This window comes from Aliiroseovarius marinus (assembly GCF_004360145.1).
In the GTDB taxonomy this organism is placed as follows: domain Bacteria; phylum Pseudomonadota; class Alphaproteobacteria; order Rhodobacterales; family Rhodobacteraceae; genus Aliiroseovarius; species Aliiroseovarius marinus.
Genome location: NZ_ML178713.1, coordinates 25,323 through 45,052, shown reverse-complemented (window position 1 = coordinate 45,052; position 19,730 = coordinate 25,323). Strand labels below are relative to the sequence as shown.

Here is a 19,730-nt window from a genome sequence, read left to right as displayed (position 1 = left end):
CCTCCTTATTCGGCCGGAGCCGCAGCTGCGTCGCCTGCTGCTTCAGCAGCCGGTGCACGCTTCACGGTCATCCAGAGGTTGTAGCACATGATCAGAGCACCACCGAGGAACAGAACCCCGCCCAGGCCACGGACCACATACATCGGGAACTTCGCGGCAACGGTGTCAGCGAACGAGTTCACCAGGAAGCCTTGCGCATCAACTTCACGCCACATCAGGCCTTCCATGATACCGGTTACCCACATCGACGCGGCATAGAGAACGATGCCGATGGTGGCGAGCCAGAAGTGCCAGCTGACCAGTTTCAGGCTGTAAAGGCCTGCACGGTTCCACAGTTTGGGGACCAGGAAGTACAGCATCCCGAAGGTGATCATGCCGTTCCAGCCCAGAGCACCCGAGTGTACGTGACCAATGGTCCAGTCAGTGTAGTGCGACAGCGAGTTCACGGCGCGGATCGACATCATCGGACCTTCGAAGGTCGACATGCCGTAGAAGCCGATGGACACAACCATCATACGGATCACCGGGTCGGTGCGCAGTTTGTCCCATGCACCCGACAGGGTCATCAGACCGTTGATCATACCACCCCAGCTGGGCATCCACAGTACGATCGAGAACACCATACCAAGGGTCGAAGCCCAATCCGGCAGAGCGGTGTAGTGCAGGTGGTGCGGACCAGCCCAGATGTACAGGAAGATCAGAGCCCAGAAGTGGATGATCGACAGTTTGTACGAGAAGACCGGGCGTTCAGCCTGCTTCGGAACGAAGTAGTACATCATGCCCAGGAAGCCAGCGGTCAGGAAGAAGCCCACAGCGTTGTGGCCGTACCACCACTGGGTCATTGCGTCCTGAACACCTGCGAACAGCTGTACCGATTTCGAACCGAAGATCGACACGGGAACAGCCAGGTTGTTCACAACGTGCAGCATGGCAACGGTGACGATGAAGGACAGGAAGAACCAGTTGGCAACGTAGATGTGCGGCTCTTTGCGCTTCATCAGCGTGCCCAGGAACACCAGCAGGTAAGCCACCCAAACGATGGTCAGCCACAGGTCGATGTACCATTCGGGTTCAGCGTATTCTTTACCGTGGGTAGCACCCAGCAGATAGCCGGTTGCGGCCAGCAGGATCATGATCTGATAGCCCCAGAACACGAACCACGCCAGGTTGCCGCCCCAAAGGCGCGCACCCGAGGTACGCTGTACCACGTAGAACGAGCTGGTGATCAGTGCCGTACCACCAAACGCAAAAATCACTGCCGAGGTGTGCAGCGGGCGCAGGCGACCAAAGTTCAGATAGCCTTCGGCCCAGGCAAAGTTCAGTTCAGGAAAGGCCAGCTGGAACGCGATGAACGTCCCGACCAAGAAGCCTACGACGCCCCAGAAGGCGGTCAAGGCAGCACCTACGCGAATAGGCCCATCCATATATCCGGTTTCAACGACCTTTTCGCTTCCAATGCCTCTCAGCGTGTAAACGAACAGGCCAGCCGCGATCAGAACTACCAGAATAGCGTGTACTTGGTAGGCTACGTCGCGGGCATAGCTAGCGGCGATTGCGGCCAATACTGTTATCAGCGCGAAAATCACCAGTTTGAGGTAATCCCACATTTTGCGTCCCTTCGTCATTGTCTTGTGCCCACTTGACCCTAAATAGACTCGGGGCACCTATCGACTTTCGTCGGTTTGGACTTAACCCCAGCCCCTCGCCTTGATCCATGTCAAAACTTGCCGCACCTGCGCAGTTTTCGACGCTTGACCCATGTCAAAGCGTCACAGGGGAAGGCTTGGCACCCTTTTAGTGACATTCGCTGGAGGCCTGACATGGACTACAAAACGATTATGACAATCATAACAGATGACACGCTGTTCCGCCCTGCGTTGGACACCGCGCGTTGCCTGTCCGAGCGGTTCGACGCGCATCTTGACGCTTTGTGCCTTGGCATAGACCCGTCTCAGCAGGGGTTTTACTATGCTGGCGCCTCCGCAATGGTGGTGCAGGATAACTTGGCGCAGGTCCGCGAAGACATCGAAGCGCTAGAGCAAAATATCCGGCAAATTCTGTCGTCAAACGTGATGCCTTGGTCGACCACGGCGCTGGCCACTCAATCGGTTACACTGAACCATGTGGTCTCGCACCGGTCTCGATTCGCGGATCTGGTCATCCTGCCCCGCCCCTACGGCGAAGGTCGCGGCCACAGTGACGAGGCCATCATCGAAAGTGCTATGTTCGACGGCGGTGTCCCGGTTCTTGTGCTGCCAGATGACGTGTCGCTGACGCAGGCCCCTACCAGTGTTGTGATCGCGTGGAACGAAAGCCCCGAATCGCTGCGCGCGATTCGCGCGGCCATGCCGTTCCTGAAAGCCGCCGAATCGATCTCGATCGCCGTCATAGATCCGCCTCAGCACGGGCCCGAGCGATCGGATCCGGGCGGTGCGCTTAGCCAGATGCTGGCACGTCACGGCGTCCGGGCCGAGGTCTCGGTTTTGGCAAAAACCATGCCGCGTATCGCGGACATCCTGAACCGTCACGCCAGCGACAAGAATGCAGACCTGATCGTGATGGGCGCCTATGGTCACTCGCGCTTCCGCGAGAGCATTCTGGGCGGCGCGACCCGACATATGCTTGAAATTGCTGAGGTTCCGGTGCTGATGGCCCACTAAGAACAGCGGGCGGCGGTTCAGAAAATGTGACCGCCGTCCACATCATCCCCGGTCTCGGACACCAGTCTTTGCAGGTCGGGGATTTGCACTTGGCGCTTACCCTGAAGAATGATTACCCCGGCCTTTTTCAACGCCGAAATCTGGCGGCTGACCGTTTCCAGCGTCAGACCAAGATAGTCCGCCATCGCTTCGCGCGTCAGCGGCAGATCGAACTCCATCCCATCCTTGGGAAGACGCTTGTGCAGCGCAGCATCGCGGCGCGCGATGATCATCAGAAGGCTGGCAATCTTTTCACGTGCGGTTTTGCGGCCCAGAACCAGCATCCATTCCCGCGCGCTGTCCAGCTCGTCCAAGGTCATTTGCAACAACCGTCCGCCGATCGACGGGGTCGAGCCCATCAGATCCTCAAACGGTTTCTTACGGAAACAGCACAGGGTGAGGTCGGTGACGGCAACCACGTCAAACGGCGCTTGCTCGCGCCCCGGACGGCCAATGAAGTCCGACGGCAGCAGCAGGCCGACCATCTGGGTCCGCCCGTCTTCCATTGTTTGGCTCAGGGTTGCGATCCCGGTGACCACGCTGGCCACAAACTCCATCGGGTCACCGGCCCAGATAACGGGCTGGCCTGCTTCATAGGTGCGGTAGTACTTGATGTCGTCCAGATGCTCCAACTCATCCGGTTCGCAGCGCGAACACACGGCACGGTGGCGAATCGGACACGTTCCGCAATCCCTGGGGTTGAAACTGGTATCGTTCATGGTTTCCTGAACAAGAGAAGTATCTTGCTTTGATCCTGATCAAAGTATGCGGCGCGTTTGGTGTTACAGCGTATTCGAATGCAGACACTTACGCAACTGAAACGCCTCGGTCTTTTTGACGCGCGCGTGCCCCGCTACACCAGCTACCCGACCGCCCCGCATTTCAAGGCAGGCTTCGGTCCCGAGACGCTTGCCAAATGGATCAGCGCGATCCCGTCGGGCAACAAGGTTTCGCTGTATGTCCACATCCCGTTTTGCCGCCGCCTGTGCTGGTTCTGCGCCTGTCGTACGCAGGGCACATCGACGGCTGAACCCGTGGCTGCCTATGTGGACAGCCTGAAGGCCGAGCTTGCGACGATCAAATCGCTGCTCGCCCCGGGGATCGAGATCGAGCATCTGCATTGGGGTGGCGGCACGCCTACCCTGCTGCAGCCCGAGATGATCTCGGATCTGACCGATGCCATTCTGAACACGATGCCGCTTGCCGAAGGCGCGCAGTTCTCGGTCGAGATTGATCCATCCGAAGTCGACGACGCCCGTCTGGACGCACTGGCGGCGGCTGGCATGAACCGCGCCTCGATCGGTGTTCAGGATTTCGATCCGATGATCCAAGAGGTCATTGGCCGTCCGCAAAGCTATGAAGTGACGAAAGAGGCCGTCGATGGCTTGCGCGCGCGCGGGATCGACAGTCTGAACATGGATATCCTGTATGGTCTGCCGCATCAGAACATCGCGCGGATTACGGATTCGGTTGAAAAGCTGATCAGCCTTGGCCCGGATCGGGTTGCCCTGTTCGGCTATGCCCACGTTCCGTGGATGGCACGCCGCCAAACCCTGATCCCGACCGAGGCCTTGCCCTCGGCCGAAGAACGTTTGGATCTGTTCAACACCGCCCGCGACCTGTTCGTGGCGGCTGGCTATGACGAGATCGGCATCGACCACTTTGCCCTACCCTCGGACGGGCTGGCGAAAGCACACAAAGCGGGGACAATGAAGCGGAACTTCCAAGGCTATACCGAAGACGCATCCGAGGTGCTGATGGGTGTCGGCGCAAGTTCGATCGCGCGCTATCCGCAAGGTTACGTACAGAACCAGCCCGCCACCGCGAAATATCAGGCCGCCGCGCGCGACGGCAAGCTGACCGCCGCCAAAGGCCACGCGTTCAAAGGCGACGACATCGCACGGGGCCGCGTGATCGAAGAGCTTCTGTGCTATTTCCGCGCCGATCTGGCCGCGCTGGCGAAAGAGCAATCACTTCCCATTGAGACCCTACTGGACTGGGTCAGCGGGCTTGAGACTGCGATGCCCGGCACGACGGATCTGGTCGACAACGTTCTGACGATCCGCGACGATTCCCGCCCGCTTGCACGCATCATCGCGCGTCACTTCGACGCCTACGAGATGAATGAAAGCGGACATAGTCAGGCGGTTTAACCGCCGCCTGACCTTTATTTGGCGGGCGGCAAATCCCGTTACGGTGTTTTCTTGCGATAGCCCGCTTCGACGGCAATCCGATCCAGCACGTCGGCCAGCGTCAGCCCGTGTTCAAACGCGCCATCGCGCAAAAAGTTTTCGACCTGCGTGATGACCAGCGGGTTCACCATCATGAACGTGTGGGTCACAGGAAGGGTGATGTGGTCATCCATCCCCTCGACCCGCGTGCTTTCGACCGAGACCTTCCCGTCATCCGCTCCGTCAATCACCGCTGAATAGATTGGGTTCAACGACCGGTTACCCGCGATCACGCCCAGTTCAAACTGGGCGCGGCCCGTTTGGTTGGGCACCGAATCCTGCCCCGTGCCCAGCTGCAACCCGGCAGGGCCGTTGATCCACTCGAACGGCTCCAGCTCGGCAAATTCATCTACCAGTTGCGAGCCCTGGTTGGGCGGGGCTAGCATCACGACGCGCCCTAGATTTTCAGGGTGATTATCGTCCAACCAGACGCGCACTAGGATGCCGCCCATCGAGTGGGTGACAAAGTGCAGCCTTTCGTCCCCACACTCCGCGACCGCAGGGGGGATGGCCGTATTTGCCAAAACAGGAATCTCGGCCTTGGTCGACGGATAGCCAAGGTTGATGACCTTATACCCCTCGGCCTCCAACGCCTCCTCCATCACCCACATGGACGACGCGGATCGCGCAAGCCCATGCAGCAGCACCACGCAATCCGCATGGGCGGGAAGCGCGCCGACAAGCGTCATCACAACGGCTATAAAAGCGGTTACTCTCATGGCTTCAGGATACTCGTATCAAAACGGGGGTTCGAGCCGATAGGCCAGACGCGTGCCCGATGGGCGCAGTTTAGCGCAGCTCGGTATAAAAGCCCGGTGCGAACCAGCGGATGATCAGCGCCCCTGCCCCGGCAATCGCAACCGCCAGCACGCCGATCCAGCCGATCACGGGGATCAAGGCCAGCAGCGTCACAGCCACCGCACCCACAGCCGCCGCGATGGCGCGTTCGGACAGGGTTTCTGGCAACGGGCGGCTGAGCGCGCTCATCACGCCTACGCCCAGAATATAGCTGCCAATCACATAGCCCGCGACGCCCAGAAGCACCGCCAGCACGATCGAGGCCGGAACCAGCAGGATGCCATAGCCCGTCAAGGCAAACAGGAACAGCGACCCGGCCAACGCCGAGATCGACAAGAAGCCCATCCACAAGGCACGCATCGGGGTCTCCAACGTGCGCTCGCGCAGATTCATCAGGAAACCCGGCGCCAAAGCTGCAATCAACGTCGCCAGCGCGGTCAGGATCAGGATCGAGGTCACTTTGCCACCAAGCCACGAACTCCAGCCGCCGCTGGTGTCTACGGTCGCGCCACCTTCAGGGTCTGCTGTCGGATCAAATGCATCGGCGTCGTGACGCTCGATCCGATCCGCGGGCACAACATGGGCCGGGATTTCAATCGCTTCGGGGTCGTCCGCATAGAGATATAGCGTGCCTTCGATGCGGGCGTTCTCGCCAAAGCTAATGGTTTTCGTGGACAGGCTAGCATCGCCCGCGATGGTTTCGGTCAGCAGGATATGTTCTGCCGCGATCAGTGCATCATCGCCAATGGACGCCGTAATCTCGGCCCGCTGCGCACCAAGGCGCAGATCGCCCGAGATCGGCGCGGTGACCAGAACGGTGTCGCCCAGAAGCTGTGCGTCGCCGCCAACCGGGGCCGAAACATTCACGTTCATCCCTGCCGCATAAAGGCTCTGCCCCACCGGGGCCGAAATCGACACCGACCGGCCACCCGCATGGGCGCTACCGCTTACCGGGGCCGAAACCACAATCGTGTTGCCCACCACAAAGGCGTCATCCACGGCCTCGCCCGACAGGGTGACATTATCGCCCGCTATATAAGCGTCATCGCCAAAGCGATAGACCTCGTCCGCGAAGGTGGGGGTTGCGATCAGTGTGGCGCACAGAAGAATGAATGAACGAAACATGGCTGTCCCTTGCCAATTGAATGATGTTATCAACCTTAACATAGGAGGTATCACCGGATTTGTAAGAGAGGATCGTGAGAATTCCAATGGATTTCCGGTCGGAACCTCAACCCCGCCACGCGTCCTGCGGTAGCGACATCAGGCGATCACGCAACCAGCTGCCTGCGGCGCCCAATCCGCGGCGTTCCGTCCAGACCACATCCACACCTGCCAGATCGTCACTCTGCTGAAAACTGGTCGCCAGCCGGATCAGTTTCCCCTGCGCGATCTGGGTGTGGACAACGGCGTAAGGAAGTTCGGCCCAGCCAAGGCCAGACAGCACCATCTCGACGATCAGGTTTGGGTTCTCAGCCTCCCACAGCATAGGGCTTTTTTCGGCAAGAACGGACCCGTCCCGCCCCTGCGAACGACTGTGCAGCACAATCTGCCGATGCTCCCTCAGCGCGCCCAAACCGACAGGCTGCGCCCCGGCAAGCGGGTGTTCAGGTGCACATACAATAATATGCGCGGCATGTCCGACACCGCGAAACTGGAACCCCAGCGGATAGCTTTCCTGTTCAGTCATCAGGCCCAGATCGGTACGGCCCGAGATCAAAAGCTCGGGCGTGTCGTTCATCCCCGGGGACAGCAGTTCAAGCTCGACCGTCGGGAAGGTCTGGGCAAATTCAGCAAGCGCATCCAGAACCGGCGGCAGGCTCAATCCCTGTTCGATGGCCACGCTTAACCGGTGTTCGATCCCTTCGGACAGCGACCCGGCCTTGGCCATCAGCTCTTTCTGCCCCAAGGAAATTGCACGCGCATAGGGCAAGAGCGCCCGCCCCTCATCCGTCAGAACCGGCAAACGCCCGGAGCGATCGAACAGCGTGACGCCCGTATCGATTTCAAGATTGGCAATCGCGGTGGAGACAGCGGATTGCACCTTCCCCATCCGCCGCGCCGCCGCTGAAAAAGACCCGAGTTCTGCAGCCAGCATGAACGCCGTTAGACCATCTTGGGAAACCATGACCTATCTCTTAATTAGATACATACGAACTTTATTACCGCAGAATCTTTGATAGATGAAGGGTGAACAGGAAAGGGCACCCGATGGACACCCCCATGCGTACCGGCCGTGATCGGTTGAGGTACACGATCAGTTTCGAGCTGCTGTTGATGGCGCTTCTTGTCCCCGTGGGCGCGATCTATTTTGACAAGGCGCTGCACGAGATCGGCGCCTTGGGGCTAATTCTGTCGCTTAAAGCCATGGCGATAAATCTCGTCTATAACTGGGTCTTTGATCGGGTGGATGCGCGCGCGGGTCGGATTTCGTCTGATCGCTCAGCCATCGGTCGGATCATGCATGCCACCGGGTTCGAACTGACCCTGCTGGTGACCTCGCTTCCGATTTACATGTGGTGGCTGCAGCTTGGACTGATCGAGGCCATCGCCACTGATCTGACCGTCACCACTTTCGTCGTGTTCTACACCTATCTGTTCACGCTGGGATATGACCGCCTGTTCCCGGTGCGCGCGGTCGCCTAGCCCCAAACACAACAAAGGCGCCACAAGGGACGCCTTTGCTTTATTCTTTTAGGCTGTTTGGCTCTCGGCAGATTGGCCTGACGGCCAATCGCCTGTCGCCGGGTAGCTCTCGGCGATTTCCCGTTGGGAACTCGCCTGACGCCATCAGAATTCGCGATGCGAATTCTGATTACATCATGCCGCCCATGCCGCCCATGCCGCCCATGTCGGGCATGCCGGCGCCAGCGCCACCGTCTTTCGACGGCTTGTCAGCAACCATGGCTTCGGTGGTGATCAGCAGACCAGCAACCGATGCCGCATCTTCCAGAGCGGTACGGGTTACTTTTGCCGGGTCGATCACGCCGAACGAGAACATGTCGCCATATTCTTCGGTCTGGGCGTTGAAGCCGAACGAGGTGTCCGACGACTCGCGGACTTTGCCAGCCACAACAGCGCCGTCGACGCCTGCGTTCTCAGCAATCTGGCGCAGCGGCGCTTCGATGGCCTTGCGCACGATGTTGATACCGGCGCTTTGGTCAGCGTTGTCGCCTTCCAGACCTTCCAGAGCTTTACCAGCCTGAACCAGAGCAACACCACCACCAACGATGACGCCTTCCTGAACAGCAGCGCGGGTCGCGTTCAGCGCATCGTCCACACGGTCCTTACGCTCTTTCACTTCGACTTCGGTCATGCCGCCAACGCGGATCACAGCAACACCGCCTGCCAGTTTGGCAACGCGCTCTTGCAGCTTCTCACGGTCGTAGTCCGACGAGGTTTCTTCAGCTTGGGCGCGGATCTGAGCAACACGTGCTTCGATCTCGGCTTTCTCGCCAGCACCGTCAACGATGGTGGTTTCGTCTTTGGTGATTTCGATCTTCTTGGCGGTGCCCAGCATGTCCATGGTGACCGACTCAAGCTTCATGCCCAGATCTTCCGAGATCACCTGACCACCGGTCAGGATCGCGATGTCCTGCAGCATGGCTTTACGACGATCGCCAAAGCCCGGAGCTTTAACAGCAGCGATTTTCAGACCGCCGCGCAGCTTGTTGACAACCAGAGTTGCCAGAGCTTCGCCTTCAACGTCTTCAGCGATGATCAGCAGCGGTTTCTGCGACTGGATCACTTGCTCCAGCAGCGGAACCATCGGCTGCAGCGACGAGAGTTTTTTCTCGTGCAGCAGAACCAGACAGTCGTCCAGATCAGCGATCATTTTGTCGGGGTTGGTCACGAAGTAGGGCGACAGGTAGCCGCGGTCAAACTGCATGCCTTCAACAACAGTGGTCTCGGTTTCCAGACCCTTGTTTTCTTCAACGGTGATAACGCCTTCGTTGCCAACTTTCTGCATCGCGTCTGCGATCTGCTGGCCGATTTCAGCTTCACCGTTGGCCGAGATGGTACCAACCTGAGCAACTTCGTCGCTGTCTGCAACGTCACGAGCCGAAGCTTTGATTGCTTCAACAACCTTGGCAGTTGCCAGGTCGATGCCGCGCTTCAGATCCATCGGGTTCAGGCCAGCAGCAACTTGCTTCAGACCTTCGCGCACGATGGCTTGGGCCAGAACGGTTGCAGTGGTGGTGCCGTCACCGGCTTCGTCATTGGTGCGGCTGGCGACTTCTTTCACCATCTGCGCGCCCATGTTTTCGAACTTGTCTTCCAGCTCGATCTCTTTGGCAACCGACACACCGTCTTTGGTGATGCGCGGGGCGCCGAACGACTTGTCCAGAACCACGTTGCGGCCTTTCGGGCCCAGGGTCACTTTGACAGCGTCAGCCAGTACGTTGACGCCACGCAGCATTGCATTGCGGGCATCGGTGTCGAACTTTACGTCCTTAGCAGCCATTTAGCTTACTCCAGTAAATTCGTGTAATTCAGATATTCAGTCAGCAGACGATCAGGACAGGATGCCCATGATGTCGGCTTCTTTCATGATCAGCAGCTCTTCACCGTCGATGGTGATTTCGGTGCCGGACCATTTGCCGAACAGGATCTTGTCGCCTTCTTTGACGTCCATTGCGATACGATCGCCGTCGTCGTCTTTGGCGCCAGCGCCAACAGCCACAACCAGACCTTCAGCAGGTTTTTCTTTGGCGCTATCCGGAATGATCAGACCACCAGCGGTTTTTTCGTCGCTCTCTACGCGGCGTACCAGCACGCGGTCATGCAGCGGGGTAAAAGCCATTTCTGAGACTCCCTAAGCTCAGTTAACGTTCCATTAGCACTCACCCGTTGCGAGTGCTAACGGCGCATAGTTAGGGGTGCGAAATGGGGGAGTCAACAAAGGCCGGGAAAATTTCGTCGCCGCAGCGCAGCACGTGCTCTACTCTTCCAGCAAATGCTTGTACCGCTGATCGGTCAGCGTTTTCATAAACGCGACCAGGGCATCAATCCGCCGATCATCTAAGGCAGGACCTTCCGTCAGCTCCATGACGGACAGGTTCTGCGGGATTTCGGGCATCGCCCAAGGCTTGCCGGTTTCCGGATTGATCTGCCGATCCGGGTTCCTCGTGTTGTACTTGTTATAGAACAGCACCACCGTACGCAGGTCTTGGAACACACCGTTATGCATATACGGGCCGGTCACGGCCACGTTGCGCAACGTGGGCACTTTGAACCGCCCCGCCGCCGAGGCCGCGTCGACCGCGGGATTGGACAGCAATCCGGTATCAGACCCTGTTGCGCCATTCACAGCGCGGGCCGCCGCGTTCTTCGGAACGCCAATGTTGTGATACTCGTAATTCGTGAACGTCTCGTCCGGCGCGATGGGGGACGGGCGCAGCTGGTGGCACAGGTTGCAATTGGTGAATTGCTGAGACGTGAACAGCACGCGACCAAGCTCTTCTTCTGCGGTCAGCTCAACCTCGCCCCGAAGGTAGCGGTCGTATTTGCTATCGAACGGCGCGAAAAGCGGGGTGCTTTCGAAGGCTGCAATCGCCTGCGTCATGGCCTCATAGGCGGCATCATCGGACTTCCAAATCCCCGCGCCGAACAGTGCCTTAAACCCGGTGACATAACCCGCATCCTCTTGCAGTCGCGCAACCACAGACGCCTTGTCGGGCATGCCCATCTCGATCGGGTTCAACGGCGGACCACCCGCCTGCCCAGCGAGCCCCGCCGCGCGGCCATCCCAGAACATCCCGCCGCGCCATGCCGCCTGATCCAACTGCTCGAAGTCCGGCGTGAACATCGCATAGCCAGCGGTCGGCGCACTGCGATCCCCAAGGCTTTCGCCGTCATCTCCCAGCGATACGGCACGCCCTGCAGCCGTTTCACGCGGGTCCACGAAAGCAAACTCGGGATCATGGCAGGTCGCGCAGGACTGCGTCCGGTTCTTTGAGAGGTTCACGTCGAAGAACAGCGCCTCGCCCAGCTCTTCCAGCGTATCGAACGCATAAATGGGGGACGCCGTGACGGTCAGAAGGGCGGAAATCAGAAGCGGGCGCATGGGAATATCCTTGGGTTACCCTGCCCTTCTAGCGCAGCGCGCGGAAAGCGCAACTTGATCCTGATCAAAATTATCGGATTTATCCCGTGGCCCGCCCCACCTGCGTTAATCCGTACACCCCGCGTTCGACCCGCTCGAACCAGCCATAGTGATTGGTCGCCATCATGTTGGTCGCCTTCTCGACCCCTGTCGCCTTGGCCACCTCGGCCCCGCGGCTGGGGCCATGTTCGGCCAGATAGGCGCGCAACTTCTCGGCATCCTGACGATAGGCGGTGACAAGCTTGCCGTTGGTGCCGCCGGTGTTCGGATCCCCCTCGCGCCGCGCGAACTCGGACAGCAATCGCCCGGCCTTCACCTTAGATTTGCGCGGCTGAAACGGACCGGGATCGGCATGGACCTGCACAAACCCATCTTTTAACCGGACCGAGACAACGCCCAGCCCCAACCGCTTGCACAACCCGACATTCCCCTTGAACGCCCGCCACCCCGGCTTGCCTGACCAACGCGGCACGGCCACATAGACCAGATCGCTGATCGCCTGCCGTGCGACGGCCTGCTGCAATAAGGTCAGCGAGAAGCCCGCCTTCAGTTCGACAATCACCGGCACATCATCGCCATCACGTAGGGCCACTACATCCGCCGCCCCGACTTCAGCTTTGACCTCATAGCCAAGCCCCTCAAGCCACGTTTTGACAGGTGCATACAAGTCGGTTTCGGCGGGTTTGCTCACAGGAGGACGCTTTCAATTGGACGTCCCGACAGTTTCGCCACGCGACGCACGAACCGCAAGGGGTTTGCGCGCAACACATGACGGGTTTTCTGCAACTGCACAGATGTTGGCCCTATCAGGGATGACAAGGCGCATCGGCCTTTCTATAAGGCACGCAAACACGATCACACATAGACGGATGATGCATATGACCACCCTCGTATTCGGCCACAAATCGCCTGACACCGACTCGACCGGCTCGCCGCTGGTTTGGGCTTGGTACCTAAATGAAGTGAAAGGCGTTGACGCCAAGCCGGTTCTGCTGGGCCAGCCCAACACCGAAGCTGCCTTCATGTTGGAGCGCTGGGGCTTTGACATGCTGGACATCATCGAGGACGTGGCCGACGATCAGCCTTGCGTTGTAGTCGACACCAACAACCCGGCCGAGCTGCCCGCCAACATCAACGGCGCAGACGTTCAGGCCATCATCGACCACCACAAGCTGGTTGGCGGTCTGGAAACCAAAGGCCCGATCGACATCACCATCCGTCCGCTGGCTTGCACCGCGACCATCATGTACGACCTGATGGGTGACGACGCCGCGAAGATGCCGGAAAACATCAAGGGTGCCGCTCTGACCTGCATCCTATCGGACACGCTGGAATTCCGCTCGCCCACCACCACCGACCGCGACCGCGAAGTCGTGGCTGCTCTGGCCGCTGATCTGGGCATCAACGTCACCGAATACGCGGCCGAGATGTTCGCCGCCAAATCGGACGTATCGGCATTCTCGGACGCGGAACTGATCCGCATGGACTCGAAAGAATATGAAGTGTCGGGCACCAAGTTCCGCGTGTCGGTTCTGGAAACCACCGCTCCGGAAATCCCGCTGGGCCGTAAAGAAAGCCTGATCGAGACCTTCAAAACCGTCGCCGCTGAAGACGGCGTGGACGAAGTTCTGCTGTTCGTCGTGGACATCCTGAAGGAAGAAGCCACCCTGCTGATCCCGAACGACGTTGTGAAGGGCGTGGCTGAGAAGAGCTTTGGCGCCACTGTTGAGGGCGACGCCGTCGTCCTGCCCGGCATCATGAGCCGCAAAAAGCAGATCATTCCGAACCTGGCTGTCTAAGCCGTTCAAAAACTCTCAAACTGGCCCGTGCAATCGCGCGGGCCTTTTTGTTTGGGGCCACCTCACAGAAAGCTCATTTCCCGAACACATGCGAATGTGATAGGCACGCAGCACATTCCAATGAAGGTGCTCAAATGCGTTTTTCCTTGCGATACCCGACACTCCGATCCATCGCCCTGATCGCAACGATCAGCGTGGCGTCCGGCGTCGGCGCCTACGCTCAGATGAATCACGGACACGGGCACCTTCATGGCGCAGACGGCACCGGACATGACGAGATGCGCATGCCCGGGCTACGCGGCGAGAATGCAACGCCCGAGGAAAGTCAGGAACTGGCCATCCTGTTCCGCAACTTCAGAACGCTTGAACGCGTGGTCGAGAACCTGCCCGACGGCATTCGCACGGTGACCCGATCAACCAACCCCGAGGTCATGGAAGTGCTTGTCAGCCATGTGGTGGGCATGGTCGACCGGGTCGAGCGTCAGGACGATCCGAAAATCATCATTCAAAGCCCGACACTGGACATCTTCTTTGACCGCGCCGAGACGATCTCAAACACCATCGAGGTAACGGACGAGGGCATTGTCGTGACGCAGACCTCAGACGATCCAGATGTGGTCAACGCCTTGCAGCTCCACGCCCAAGAAGTTTCGGCCATGGCGTCGCAAGGGATGCATGCCGTGCACATGATGATGATGCAACGCGCCGGGAATTGAAGAGGGGCATCATGGGCCGCTATTGCCGACCATTCCGGGTTTGGCCGTTTAAGCCCTGTTCACATGCGGAAACGTGGCCCGTACAACAGAGCGGGCTATTTGATTCAGGCATTTGCGATGAAAACAAGACACCAAGCACTTTTAGAAGAGGCGATCGGCCTTGAGCTTTCAACGTTTTCAATTGAAGTTCATGAGCACCCGAAGGGCAGCGGAAACATCAGCGAGGAACTAATGTCGTTGGCGTTCAAGTCACCAACCGCGTCTGCTTCCATTCTGGTTCGCGGCAACAGCAGCGCGGACCAGTTTACTATCGAGAAAGTGACGCAGACGTCGGTCGACATGGCGGAGTATGGCCGAACCCTCATCCTACCGATTAGCCACCATGAAGCTACACGCGCCACCGTTGTTCGGAGCGTAACGCTCAGGAAAACTCAACATAGTGAAGAGATCCGTTTTGGGCTTTCCAATGGAAAAGAATTACACCTGACCTACGAAGGTGATTGTCTACGCATGAACCTACCGATCCCACAAGTAAGCGCGGGCAGCGCCTGACCGCGGGTGGGCGTGAAGCGCCCGCCCATGGGGGGTGGTCGGGCGCTGCCCGGCGATGCCGGGCGAACTGTCAATTCCTAGAGAGCAGACCTTTAACCCGACTGCCGTTCACCCAACACGGAATTGAGGTTTTGAAGCGCTTCATTGCTTTCCTCAGATTGGGCGATCAAACAGGGATCCCATTCATTGTAGTAAATGAGTTCCCCACCCCCAAACTCCCAAAGCTCGCAAAGAACTTGCTTTCGCATAACTGGCGTTCCGTATAGCGCCGTAATCGCCTCCACAACGATTGGGAGGTCGCTTTGATCGAACTCCAAGCTAACACCGCCATTCGTCAACGTGATGAGCTTAAATGCCATGCAACTTACTCCTAGTTGCCCCAATAGAATGGAATCCTCGAAAACGCAGCATAGATCTGGATATGCATTCCATACAACTCCCCCTAGCCACCCCGCCTCCCCTCTGCCATATCTCCAGCAACTAAGGAGACCGCGCCATGACCCGTATCATCACCAGCTTGTCCGAGATTTCTGCGAATTACGACGCGCTGTTCGTCGACCTTTGGGGCTGTGTGCATAACGGGATCACCGCGTTTGACGAGGCTGTGGCCGCCCTGCGCGCCTACCGTGCGAATGGCGGTTATGTGGTGTTGGTCACGAACTCGCCCAAACCCCGCGCGGGCGTGATGGAGCAGTTGCCGGAATTCGGCGTACCCTCGGACTGCTATGACACCATCGCAACGTCGGGCGACAGCGCGCGGGCGGCGATGTTCACGGGTGCGGTGGGCAACAACGTCTTCTTCATGGGCGAATGGGAGCGCGACGCCGGTTTCTTCGAACCAATGGAGGTGATCGATACCCCCGTCGACATCACCCGCGTCCCCGTGGCCGAGGCCGAGGGCATCGTATGCTGTGGCCCCTTCGACCCGATGGCGGATCCTGACACATGGCGCGCGGATCTTCTGATGGCGAAACAGCGCGGGGTCAAATTGCTCTGCGCGAATCCCGACATTATTGTGGATCGCGGCGAGGCGCGGGAATGGTGCGCGGGTGCAATCGCGCAAATGTATACGGAAATGGGCGGAGAGAGCCTGTATTTTGGCAAGCCCCATCCGCCGATCTATGACCTCGCCCGCCGCCGCATGGTGGCCGAGGGCAAATCGGTGCCGGACAACCGCATTCTGGCCATCGGCGACGGCATCGCGACCGACATCAAAGGCGCCTTGGGCGAGGATATCGATTCTCTTTTCATCACTGGTGGCCTTGCGCGGGACGAGACGAAAACCCGCACGCAGCCCGATCCAGACGCGTTGGATCAATATATCCAGTCGCAGATGATCACCCCGACATATGCGATCGGCTATCTCCGCTGACATAAATTCTTGATTTAATGTTATTAATTCGGCCACGCCCGGCCGAAGACCGTACAGTTGCGTCCGCTTGACGTGGCGGTCACGTGGTATTTCTACGCAGATTACCCCTTGATTTTTTCTGCAACTGCAAAGTAATGTTATTACCGATACGGACGACAATTCGTCCATTTGTTACCCGGAGGACGAAATGTTGGACAACTTCCCGCGCGGAACGATCTGCATTGAAGAGCTGGAAATCGGTATGTCGCGCCACATCGTCAAAGAGGTGACCGACCGTGACATCGAACTGTTTGCCGAGGTCTCGACCGACCGCAACCCGGTGCATCTGGATGACGACTTTGCGAAAGACACCATCTTTCAGGGGCGTATCGCCCACGGCATGCTCAGCGCTGGCCTGATCTCGGCCGTGATTGGTGAACAGCTACCCGGACATGGCACCATCTATATGGGCCAGCAACTGACCTTCTTGGCCCCAGTGCGCCCCGGTGACGTCGTGCGCGCCGAGGTGACCGTGATGGACATCGACCACGCCAAACGCCGCGTGACGCTGAAGACCGAATGTCTGGTCGACGGCAAGCCCGTCCTGAAGGGCGAGGCCAAGGTTCTGGCGCCGTCCGCCAAGCTGGACTAAACGCCGCATTCACGAATTCGGCCTGCATGCCGCCTTGGGCTTGCACAGGCCCCGCTGGACCGCTAAGGCCAGCATATGCGGATCATTCGTGACTATCAGTTTGTAGACCCATCTGACCGAGGCGCCACGGCTGTCATCGGCAATTTTGACGGCGTGCATCTGGGCCACCAGTATGTCATCGACATTGCCCGCCAGAAAGCAGCCGAGCTGGGCGCGCCTTTGGGCGTAATGACGTTCGAACCCCACCCGCGCGAATATTTCGCGCCGAAGGCCCCTCCGTTTCGCCTGATGAACGCCGACACACGCGCGCACCGGCTTGAGAAGCTGGGAATCGAAGCGCTGTTTGAACTCAGCTTCAACGATACCCTATCGGCCCTGACGCCCGAAGAGTTCGCCCGCGATGTTATTGTCGAGGGGCTGGGCCTGACCCATGTCTTTGTTGGCGCAGATTTCCATTTCGGCAAGGACCGTGCGGGCACGCCCGAGGTGCTGGTAGCGCTCGGCAAAGAGCTTGGCTTTGGCGTCACCGTCGCGCCGCTCATGTCGGATGACGTGGGCGAGGTCAGCTCGACCGCGATCCGCAAAGCCCTGACCGAAGGCCGCCCGCGTGATGCCGCCCGTATGCTGGGCCACTGGCACCGCATTGATGGCGAAGTGATCCGGGGCGACCAGCGCGGCCGCGATCTGGGCTATCCCACTGCCAACATGTCCATTGCTGGCCTGCACCCGCCGAAATTCGGCGTCTATGTGGTCGAAGTCGAGATCCTGACCGGCCCGCATCAAGGCGTTTATGGTGGCGCGGCTTCGATGGGCACACGCCCGATGTTTGGGGAAAACCTGCCCAACATCGAAAGCTTTATTTTCGACTTCAAGGGCGACATTTATGGCGAACAGCTGTCCGTTGCCCTGATCGACTATCTGCGCCCGGAAGAGGTGTTCGACGGGCTGGACGCCCTGATTGCCCAGATGGACGCCGACTGCGCCCGCGCGCGCGACATTCTCTCTCAACTTCCGAGCCGCCCATGATCCGTCATATCGTTTTCTTCACCGCCAAACGCCCCGAAGACGTCGACCGCGTACGCGAAGGGTTGGAGCTTTTGAAAGGCATCCCCGACTGCATCCGGCTTGAGATCGCCGAGAACCGGTTCGAAGACCCGATCCCCGGCCCCTCGCCCGACGTGGTCGTCTATGGCGAATTCGAGGACGAAGCCCAGTTGGCCGCCTATAAGGCGCATCCCATCTATCAGGAATCGATTGCCCGCGTCCGCCCCCTGCGCGAGATGCGGATTGCGGCCGATTTTCTGGCCGACTGATGGGCAAGTCCCTGCGTAAGAAATTCTGGGAACACCCGCTGGATCAGTTGACCCCTGATGAATGGGAAGCGCTGTGCGATGGCTGCGGTAAATGTTGCCTGAACAAGCTGGAAGATGAAGACACCGGAGAGGTCGTCTTTACCCGCGTCGCCTGCCGCCTTCTGGATGGCGAGACCTGCCAGTGCTCGCAATATGACATCCGTCTGCAATTCGTGCCGGAGTGCATCCACCTGACGCCGGAGAATATCGGCGAAACCGCCTATTTCATGCCCGCCTCCTGCGCCTATCGACTGCGCCATGAAGGCAAGCCGCTTCATGACTGGCACCCGCTGGTGTCGGGCGATCCGGACAGCGTGCATAAGGCTGGGCGCAGCGTACAGGGTTGGACGGTGCCGGAATTTGAAATCCCTGAAGACGAATGGGAAGACCACCTGATCGAGGAGCCTCACTGATGTTTTTCGCCTCTGACAACACGGGGCCCGTGCACCCGAAGGTGATGGAAGCACTGGCACGCGCCAATGAAGGTTACGCCATGCCCTATGGGGCTGACGACATCATGGCGCAAGTCACCGCCCGCATTCGCGAGATTTTCGAAGCGCCCGAGGCCGCGGTCTATCTGGTGGCCACCGGCACGGCGGCGAACTCGATCTCGCTGGCGACACTGACGCGCCCTTTCGACACGATTTTCTGCTCGCCCGAGGCGCATATCCACGAGGATGAGTGCAACGCACCCGAGTTCTATACAGGTGGCGCAAAGCTGACTTTGGTGCCTGCCGAACACGCCAAGATGTCGCCTGACGCGCTGAGCGCGTCTATCGCGGGCGAGGAAAGCCGCGGTGTACATGGCCCGCAGCGCGGCCCGGTGTCGATCACAAACGTGACTGAACGCGGTACGGTCTACTCCGTGGCCGAAATCAAAGCCCTGTGCGACGTCGCCAAATCCTTCGACCTGCCCGTCCATCTGGACGGCGCGCGCTTTGCCAATGCGCTGGTCGCTTTGGGCTGTTCGCCCGCCGAGATGACATGGAAATCGGGCGTGGATGTGGTCAGCTTTGGCGGCACCAAGAATGGCTGCATGGGTGTCGAGGCGGTCATCTTCTTCGATCCCAAACACGCCTGGGAATTCGAGCTGCGCCGCAAGCGTGGTGGGCATCTGTTCTCGAAAAACCGTTATCTGGCGGCGCAGATGCTGGCCTATCTGGATGGCGATTTGTGGCTGGATCTGGCAGGCCGCGCAAATGCAGCCAACGCCCGTCTGGTGCGCGGGCTGAAGCAGATCGACGGCGTGACCTTCCTGCACGACCCGCAGGCCAATATGAGCTTTGCCGGCTGGACCCGCGCAGGTCATCAGCGTCTGCATGACGCGGGCGCGGCGTACTATGTCTGGGAAGGCCAGCTTGAAGGCGACAACCCCGACGAGATCCTGACCGCCCGCATGGTGGCGGACTGGTCCATGTCGGACGAAAACGTCGATCGGTTTATCGAGCTGGTGCGCGGCTAAGGCGCGCGCGGC

The 19,730-nt window shown here is 59.2% G+C and carries 22 protein-coding genes; 12 read left to right on the top strand and 10 right to left on the bottom strand.

The window, feature by feature from the left end:
- Positions 1–5: 5 nt before the first annotated feature.
- The gene (ccoN, locus tag EOL43_RS03660; RefSeq protein WP_133485676.1) at positions 6–1,607 is read right to left on the bottom strand and encodes a cytochrome-c oxidase, cbb3-type subunit I; all 1,602 of its coding nucleotides are present in this window, start codon (positions 1,605–1,607) and stop codon (positions 6–8) included.
- A 231-nt stretch (positions 1,608–1,838) separates the two neighbouring features.
- Between ccoN and EOL43_RS03655 the strand changes: the two genes are divergently transcribed.
- Positions 1,839–2,660, top strand: coding sequence for a universal stress protein (locus EOL43_RS03655; protein WP_338068764.1), 822 nt, complete (start codon positions 1,839–1,841; stop codon positions 2,658–2,660).
- Positions 2,661–2,677: 17 nt separating this feature from the next.
- On the opposite strand, the gene fnrL is transcribed toward EOL43_RS03655, so the two are convergent.
- Positions 2,678–3,418: a transcriptional regulator FnrL gene (gene fnrL / locus EOL43_RS03650; RefSeq protein WP_133485672.1), complete on the bottom strand. Its 741-nt coding sequence runs from the start codon at positions 3,416–3,418 to the stop codon at positions 2,678–2,680.
- 78 nt (positions 3,419–3,496) lie between these two features.
- Here fnrL and hemN point away from each other — a divergent pair, with 78 nt between their 5' ends.
- Positions 3,497–4,852: an oxygen-independent coproporphyrinogen III oxidase gene (hemN, locus tag EOL43_RS03645; RefSeq protein ID WP_133485670.1), complete on the top strand. Its 1,356-nt coding sequence runs from the start codon at positions 3,497–3,499 to the stop codon at positions 4,850–4,852.
- Positions 4,853–4,890: 38 nt separating this feature from the next.
- On the opposite strand, the gene EOL43_RS03640 is transcribed toward hemN, so the two are convergent.
- The 3 genes from EOL43_RS03640 to EOL43_RS03630 all read right to left on the bottom strand — a co-directional run bounded on the left by EOL43_RS03640 (position 4,891) and on the right by EOL43_RS03630 (position 7,856).
- Positions 4,891–5,619 (bottom strand): esterase/lipase family protein, encoded by a 729-nt coding sequence (locus EOL43_RS03640; RefSeq protein ID WP_240686448.1) that lies wholly within the window; start codon positions 5,617–5,619, stop codon positions 4,891–4,893.
- A 100-nt stretch (positions 5,620–5,719) separates the two neighbouring features.
- A complete protein-coding gene (locus EOL43_RS03635; RefSeq protein ID WP_133485666.1) occupies positions 5,720–6,853 on the bottom strand; it encodes a DUF8173 domain-containing protein in 1,134 nt (377 codons plus the stop codon).
- A 106-nt stretch (positions 6,854–6,959) separates the two neighbouring features.
- Positions 6,960–7,856 (bottom strand): LysR family transcriptional regulator, encoded by an 897-nt coding sequence (locus EOL43_RS03630; RefSeq protein ID WP_133485664.1) that lies wholly within the window; start codon positions 7,854–7,856, stop codon positions 6,960–6,962.
- An 83-nt stretch (positions 7,857–7,939) separates the two neighbouring features.
- Here EOL43_RS03630 and EOL43_RS03625 point away from each other — a divergent pair, with 83 nt between their 5' ends.
- Entirely contained in the window at positions 7,940–8,374 is a 435-nt protein-coding gene (locus EOL43_RS03625) for a PACE efflux transporter (RefSeq protein WP_133485662.1), read from the top strand.
- A 169-nt stretch (positions 8,375–8,543) separates the two neighbouring features.
- Here the strand turns inward: EOL43_RS03625 and groL are convergent, their stop codons facing one another.
- From groL to EOL43_RS03605, 4 genes are all read right to left on the bottom strand, one after another.
- Positions 8,544–10,193, bottom strand: coding sequence for a chaperonin GroEL (gene groL / locus EOL43_RS03620; RefSeq protein WP_133485660.1), 1,650 nt, complete (start codon positions 10,191–10,193; stop codon positions 8,544–8,546).
- A 51-nt stretch (positions 10,194–10,244) separates the two neighbouring features.
- Positions 10,245–10,532: a co-chaperone GroES gene (locus tag EOL43_RS03615; protein ID WP_133485658.1), complete on the bottom strand. Its 288-nt coding sequence runs from the start codon at positions 10,530–10,532 to the stop codon at positions 10,245–10,247.
- A 138-nt stretch (positions 10,533–10,670) separates the two neighbouring features.
- Positions 10,671–11,795, bottom strand: coding sequence for a cytochrome-c peroxidase (locus EOL43_RS03610; RefSeq protein WP_133485656.1), 1,125 nt, complete (start codon positions 11,793–11,795; stop codon positions 10,671–10,673).
- Between the two features lie 79 nt (positions 11,796–11,874).
- Positions 11,875–12,525, bottom strand: coding sequence for a DUF2161 domain-containing phosphodiesterase (locus tag EOL43_RS03605; RefSeq protein WP_133485654.1), 651 nt, complete (start codon positions 12,523–12,525; stop codon positions 11,875–11,877).
- Positions 12,526–12,712: 187 nt separating this feature from the next.
- On the opposite strand from EOL43_RS03605, the gene EOL43_RS03600 reads away from it, so the two are divergent.
- The 3 genes from EOL43_RS03600 (at position 12,713) to EOL43_RS03590 (ending at position 14,901) form a co-directional block, all read left to right on the top strand.
- Complete coding sequence (locus EOL43_RS03600) at positions 12,713–13,633, top strand: manganese-dependent inorganic pyrophosphatase (protein WP_133485652.1); 921 nt, start codon at positions 12,713–12,715, stop codon at positions 13,631–13,633.
- 134 nt (positions 13,634–13,767) lie between these two features.
- Positions 13,768–14,349 (top strand): hypothetical protein, encoded by a 582-nt coding sequence (locus tag EOL43_RS03595; RefSeq protein WP_240686447.1) that lies wholly within the window; start codon positions 13,768–13,770, stop codon positions 14,347–14,349.
- Positions 14,350–14,412: 63 nt separating this feature from the next.
- Positions 14,413–14,901 (top strand): hypothetical protein, encoded by a 489-nt coding sequence (locus tag EOL43_RS03590; RefSeq protein WP_133485650.1) that lies wholly within the window; start codon positions 14,413–14,415, stop codon positions 14,899–14,901.
- Positions 14,902–14,993: 92 nt separating this feature from the next.
- On the opposite strand, the gene EOL43_RS03585 is transcribed toward EOL43_RS03590, so the two are convergent.
- Entirely contained in the window at positions 14,994–15,260 is a 267-nt protein-coding gene (locus EOL43_RS03585) for a hypothetical protein (protein WP_133485648.1), read from the bottom strand.
- A gap of 137 nt (positions 15,261–15,397) precedes the next feature.
- Between EOL43_RS03585 and EOL43_RS03580 the strand changes: the two genes are divergently transcribed.
- The 6 genes from EOL43_RS03580 (at position 15,398) to EOL43_RS03555 (ending at position 19,718) form a co-directional block, all read left to right on the top strand.
- The gene (locus EOL43_RS03580) at positions 15,398–16,273 is read left to right on the top strand and encodes a TIGR01459 family HAD-type hydrolase (protein ID WP_133485646.1); all 876 of its coding nucleotides are present in this window, start codon (positions 15,398–15,400) and stop codon (positions 16,271–16,273) included.
- Positions 16,274–16,460: 187 nt separating this feature from the next.
- Positions 16,461–16,904 (top strand): MaoC family dehydratase, encoded by a 444-nt coding sequence (locus EOL43_RS03575; RefSeq protein WP_133485644.1) that lies wholly within the window; start codon positions 16,461–16,463, stop codon positions 16,902–16,904.
- A 75-nt stretch (positions 16,905–16,979) separates the two neighbouring features.
- Entirely contained in the window at positions 16,980–17,930 is a 951-nt protein-coding gene (locus tag EOL43_RS03570) for a bifunctional riboflavin kinase/FAD synthetase (RefSeq protein WP_133485642.1), read from the top strand.
- Positions 17,927–18,217: a Dabb family protein gene (locus EOL43_RS03565; RefSeq protein WP_133485640.1), complete on the top strand. Its 291-nt coding sequence runs from the start codon at positions 17,927–17,929 to the stop codon at positions 18,215–18,217. The genes EOL43_RS03570 and EOL43_RS03565 overlap by 4 nt, the downstream gene beginning before the upstream one ends.
- A complete protein-coding gene (locus EOL43_RS03560; RefSeq protein ID WP_133485638.1) occupies positions 18,217–18,669 on the top strand; it encodes a YcgN family cysteine cluster protein in 453 nt (150 codons plus the stop codon). Before EOL43_RS03565 ends, EOL43_RS03560 begins: the two co-directional genes overlap by 1 nt.
- Complete coding sequence (locus EOL43_RS03555) at positions 18,669–19,718, top strand: threonine aldolase family protein (protein WP_133485636.1); 1,050 nt, start codon at positions 18,669–18,671, stop codon at positions 19,716–19,718. The genes EOL43_RS03560 and EOL43_RS03555 overlap by 1 nt, the downstream gene beginning before the upstream one ends.
- Positions 19,719–19,730 lie beyond the last annotated feature (12 nt).